The 4,286-nt window shown below is 68.9% G+C and carries 4 protein-coding genes; 1 reads left to right on the forward strand and 3 read right to left on the reverse strand.

Features of this window, described 5'->3' with window-relative positions; all coding sequences use genetic code 11:
- Positions 1 to 48 precede the first annotated feature (48 nt).
- A complete protein-coding gene (locus VD972_RS35050; RefSeq protein ID WP_324993163.1) occupies positions 49 to 1,245 on the forward strand; it encodes a type II secretion system F family protein in 1,197 nt (398 codons plus the stop codon).
- Between the two features lie 6 nt (positions 1,246 to 1,251).
- On the opposite strand, the gene VD972_RS35055 is transcribed toward VD972_RS35050, so the two are convergent.
- The 3 genes from VD972_RS35055 to VD972_RS35065 form a co-directional block, all read right to left on the reverse strand.
- Complete coding sequence (locus VD972_RS35055; RefSeq protein WP_324993164.1) at positions 1,252 to 2,241, reverse strand: carbohydrate binding domain-containing protein; 990 nt, start codon at positions 2,239 to 2,241, stop codon at positions 1,252 to 1,254.
- Between the two features lie 184 nt (positions 2,242 to 2,425).
- Complete coding sequence (locus VD972_RS35060; RefSeq protein ID WP_324993165.1) at positions 2,426 to 3,463, reverse strand: DUF4259 domain-containing protein; 1,038 nt, start codon at positions 3,461 to 3,463, stop codon at positions 2,426 to 2,428.
- 52 nt (positions 3,464 to 3,515) lie between these two features.
- Positions 3,516 to 4,286 (reverse strand): M23 family metallopeptidase (locus tag VD972_RS35065; RefSeq protein ID WP_324993166.1); only part of this gene is annotated, 771 nt, incomplete at its 5' end.

The raw sequence follows: 4,286 nt of genomic DNA on the forward strand, positions 1-4,286 counted from the left end.
TGAGTTCGGCGGACAGGGCACCCCATGAATGAGCGACAGCCGTCGCGGATGAAGCCTCCAGCCCCAGCAGAGCGGAGCCAGGAGAGGAGCCAGGGCAGCACACCGCAGCGGCCCACTGTCCGCACCGCCCAGAGCCCTCACGCCTCCAGCGGGGCGCGCGAGCGCGTCGTTCGGGCCTGGGCGCGTCACCCCCTGGTCGCGATGGCCCGCCACCGGCGGCGGCTGACCTTCTTTGTCGGGCTCCACGCCCTGCTTCGGGCCGGTGTGCCCCTGAACATCGCCTTCACCGAGCTGTCGCGCGGCGCGGATAAAGATCCGTTCCGTCGCGCCGTGGCCCAGGTGGGCGCCACCATCGCCCAAGGCGCCGGTCTGGCCGAGGCGATGCGACGCCATCCCTCCTGGTTCGAGCCCCAGGTGGTGGCGGCGCTGGAGGCCGGGGAGGTGTCGGGGACGCTCGAGCACGCCCTGGCCGGCATCATCGCGCGCCAGGAGGAGCTGCAGAAGCTGCGCTGGCGCACGCTCTCGCTGTGCCTCTATCCCGCCTACCTGCTGGTCGCATTCCTCATCGGGGGCGCATTGCTGGAGGGAGCAGGGGCCGTGAGGACCTCCGAGACGCTGGACGCCCTGCCACTGGCACTGGCCGGCTCCTTGATCGTCCGGTTGCTCAAGGTGACGGTGATCGGACTGACGATCTTCTCGGTCCCGCTGGCGCTGGCGGCGCTGGGGCTCGAGGACCGTTGGGCACGGCTCCGCCTGCGCCTTCCCCTGCTGGGGAGCTTCTACCGGCGGACCCAGGCCAGCCGCTTCTGTCAGGTCCTGGGCTCCTCCTTGGAAGCCGGAGTGGAGGCCGCGCGCAGCCTGCAGCTGGCGCTCGAGGCCAGCGGCAACGCGGAGCTGCAGGCGCGCACGGCTCCGGCGATCGAGCGCCTGCGAGACGGTGCCAACCTCACGGACGTGGTGGAGTGGCTCGGAGTGCTCGAGGGGGAGTCCCTGCGTCACCTCGCCATCGGCGAGCGCACCGGCCACCTCCCGCCACTCCTTCAGCAGCAGGCCAGGGAGAACTCCGAGGCCGGGATGCGCGTCCTCCAGGTGCTGGTGTTCACCGCCATCGCCGTGCTGGTGGTGTTCCTCATGGTCACCAGCATCGCCCGGATCTTCGAGTCCCAGCGGGACTACTTCCGCCGCCTGGAGGACCTGACCGAGGGCACTCGACCCACGCCCGCCCCTGACCCCACGTCACCGTGACGCCTATTACTTCTTGCGCACCACGATCACGTCGTCCACGAAGACGGTGCCTTCACTGCCCAGGGACACCAGCGCGCCCACACGCTCCTCGATGAGCGCCTCGTCGATGGGCAGATCCGCCGAGAGGTGTTGCCAGTCCTGGGTGGCCTTCACATGGACACAGGGCCCGGACCACGGCTCGTGGTTGATCTGCAGGCACAGGTTCACCTGCTCACCCCCGCTCGCACCTCGGATGCGGGCCTCGATGCGGTACTCCTCGCGCGCGGACACCGGCTCCAGCAGTGACTGCTTCACCGAGGCGATGGAGCCCTCGGGGCCACGGGTCATCACCATGCCGGCGTAGCCGGAGTGCCGCTCCTCCGGGGTGGTGTAGGCCGCTCCCTCCGGCGAGTCCGTCCAGAAGCTCCACAGCCCCAGATCGCTCTCGAAGGAGCCGTTGCGCACCAGGTTGTCCTCCTCCTGGTCGGCATCGCCTCGCTCCACCTCGACCCAGGTGAAGGACACATCATCCACATGGACGGTGGCCTCATCCGTGGTGACGCTGATGAGGGCCGAGGCGTTGCCGTTGAGCTCGGGCATGAGCACCATCCGCGACACCGTCCTCCAGCGGGGCTCGGCTACCACCTCGACGCCCTCGCCGTGGAAGCTGAAGGTGACGCGCTCGCCTCCCACGACACCCCGGAGGCGGGCCTGGACCTGGAAGGTCTGCATCGCCACGTGGCCCTGCGTCTCCTGGCCCACCATGGAGCCCCAGCCCCCCGTGCCCTTGTAGAGCATCAGCCCGGCAGAGCCGAGGTCCGCGGCCTCGGGGCCCGTGGAGGCCTCGCCTCCCATCGAGTCCGTGGCCTTCCACCAGCCGTCCAGCCCGGACTCGAAGGAGCTGTTGATCACCAGGTTGGGGCCATAGGTGATCGGTGGCCTCGGCTCTCCACAGCCCTGCCACAGGGCTAACGCCAGGATGCCCAACCACCACCGTTGTCGAAGAAGAAAGATCATGTGCCTACCCCCCAGAGATCACACCGACGAAGAACGTGCCCTCTCCGTGCCTTGGAGCGCGTGGATCACTCATGCTGCGTGCATGGTAGCACTTCGTTCAGGGAGGCTCTCCGGGGACAACCACGCGGTTCCGTAAGCTCGGAGGGCGGTGAAGGCAGGGCTCGCTGGATTGACCGGGTTGCCTCTACCGGCGGGAGAGGGGAGTGAGAGCCTCGCGCACCGCGGACCAGGGAATGCGCTCGCGGAGGGTGGGTGCGGCGGCGTTGATGGCTGCATCCCTCGCGGCGATGCCGTCGTTCAGCATGGCGCTGAGGCGGTCCTTGCCAGCCGCCATGGCCGCGAGTCCGGCTTCGAGGTGCGCCGCGTTCCCGTAGTCATTCATCGCGGCTGTGAGTGCATCGCGCAGGAGCGCAGGGCGCCCGGCCGCGGCCTCGAGGGCTGCTTCAGCCAGGGCCGCCGTCATACTTGCCACGGAGGAGGGCACCGTTCCCAGCGGTGACGCGGCGGATAGGGCCGCTTCCCGGGCTCGCGCACACTCGGCCTCGGTGCCTGTTCCCTGAGCCCAGCGCTCGGCGGCCTGGAGCGCTTCGGCGGGCCGCTGCTCGCCGGCAGGGACTTTCGACAGGAGCGGGGAGATGAGGCTCGCTACCGGGGGGAGCAGCACTCGCACAGGCACGCCGAGAGCGGTGGCGAGCCCGATGAGCCAGTCGCCTCGCGGGCATTCATTCCAGGCCCGCTCGAGATCATCGCTGAAGTCGGTGATCCACCGCGAGACCTCGGTGTAGTTGATCGTGAAGGGCCCCGGGGTGCGCTGGGCCATGGCCCGGAGCAGGAGCCTGCCCAGCCTGCCGAGGGGTTCTCCCTCGTCGCCGTCCTTGCGCTCAAGCGAGGCCGCGATGAGCCGGTCGAGCTCCTTGGCGATCGCCTTGCGCTGGGAGCGCTTGTACTCCTTGTCCGGCTTGAGCTCGTCAATCTGCGAGTCGTAGGTGTGCAGCGCGATGCGCTTCCAGACCTCCACCTCCGCCGCGTCTGGGAGCGGAGCCGTCACCTTCTGCGCGAGGATGTTCAGCAGCGCGATGGCCGCGAAGGCTTCGTCGAAGTTCGCTTCGAGGCTCGGGTTGTCGACGAACTCGAAGATGGAGTTCATCAGCCTGTCGACGACTCCCCCGAGGTAGTTGAGCGCCGTGTCATTTCCGAATGGCCCTGCAGCCCAGGTTCCCATGGCCCGCCATGATAGGGCAGGGCGGTGACGAGCGCCCGCCGAGGGGCCTCGGCTAGCGTCTCCTCGCCACGGGCGCACGGGCGCCGGAGGCCTTGCTGTTGCCCGAGGTGTAGCTCTCGAAGGTGCGAGGAATGCCGCTGTCCTCCTCGACGTCACGGAAGGTGACCGGGATGCTGCGCCCCCCGCTCTCCACGACGAAGTGGATGTGCCCCGTGAGGCTGTTGCCCACGTTGCCGACGCTCGCCAGCGGATCTCCCTGGCGGACCCGGTCCCCCACGCTCACAGTCGCGCTGTTCTGCGAGATGTGCAGGTAGCGGCCCACAGAACCATCGCTGTGTGTCACCTCCACGAAGTTGTTGGGCTTGCCGCTGCCGTGTCCCGTGTTGCTGTCCCTGACCGCGCGCACCGTCCCATCGCGAGCTGCCAGCACGGGTGTGCCGCACTGGCGCCGGAAGTCCCAGGCGTGCTGCTCGTCGTCCTCGTGGTTGAAGGACGAGTTGTTGCCCTGGATCACCCAGGAGCTCTCTCCGCCCGGGAACGGGAGCCGATAGGGCGAGCTGGCGCGATTGGGGTAGCTTCCTTCGTCGATGGAGCCCCGCAGGAGCAGCCACGCGACGAGCCAGACCACGCCCCAGATGCCGTACACGGTTGCGCCCGTGATGAGGGGGGCCCGCCAGCCGAGAGGCTTCGTCTGCACCCCGAGCCCTTCTAGCGGACTGCGCATGAGGGCGGGCAAGCCGAACCAGGCCACGAAGCCGAGCACACTGCCGATCAGCCCTCCCCAGTGATACAGGTTGGACAGCCAGGTGGGCCCGCAGGTGGC

This window comes from Hyalangium sp., from assembly GCF_035629615.1.
Taxonomy (GTDB): domain Bacteria; phylum Myxococcota; class Myxococcia; order Myxococcales; family Myxococcaceae; genus Hyalangium.

Bases quoted from the DNA above. Each gene is read 5' to 3' on its own strand.
- VD972_RS35050 (WP_324993163.1), top strand. From the start codon at position 49: ATGAAGCCTCCAGCCCCAGCAGAGCGGAGCCAGGAGAGGAGCCAGGGC.
- VD972_RS35055 (WP_324993164.1), bottom strand. From the start codon at position 2,241: ATGATCTTTCTTCTTCGACAACGGTGGTGGTTGGGCATCCTGGCGTTA.
- VD972_RS35060 (WP_324993165.1), bottom strand. From the start codon at position 3,463: ATGGGAACCTGGGCTGCAGGGCCATTCGGAAATGACACGGCGCTCAAC.